We start from the raw sequence: 493 nt of genomic DNA, 5'->3' as shown, positions 1-493 counted from the left end.
ATGAACAAATCTGTTTTGGTTTTTTGTGTTATTTCACTTCAATTAAATGATTGATCATATAAATCCGTATTTTCATGTTCTCAAATGATTTGAATCCGTAGGATACTCTTTTCAATGTTTTAATATGGGTATTCTTTGCCTCGATTTTACCGTTTGAATAAGGATAAATCATTGCATTCCTTATGCCTTCTTCATACTTAAGCAAGTTCTGTAATTTCTTTCTAAATTCCTCATTTAAACTTTCTGGAAGATGTTTGAGCAAGTCAAAAAATACAATATGGTCCTTATCTCTAAATGCATCTGCCAAGTCATGGAATGCCTCATAAGCTTCTCTAAGGGAAGGGGAGCATGTAAGTAGTCTATCAATCATCATAGCTTCTGTAAGAAGAGGGTACTTAGGTGAACGGAAACTACGCCAAGACTTATATTCCGAATGATTTATATTCTGTCTATTTTTTGTTAGAAAACGCCAATTTACTTTAAGTTTCTGTGC

1 protein-coding gene is annotated in these 493 nt (G+C 32.9%); it reads right to left on the bottom strand.

The window, feature by feature from the left end; translation table 11 throughout:
• Positions 1–28: 28 nt before the first annotated feature.
• A partial coding sequence (locus NE257_RS11270) for a transposase (protein WP_251886502.1) occupies positions 29–493 on the bottom strand: 465 nt, incomplete at its 5' end.

This window comes from Enterococcus italicus (assembly GCF_023743875.1).
GTDB classification, from domain to species: domain Bacteria; phylum Bacillota; class Bacilli; order Lactobacillales; family Enterococcaceae; genus Enterococcus_G; species Enterococcus_G italicus.
Note: the sequence above shows the minus strand (reverse complement) of the source record. Positions and strands in the feature narration are given on the sequence as shown.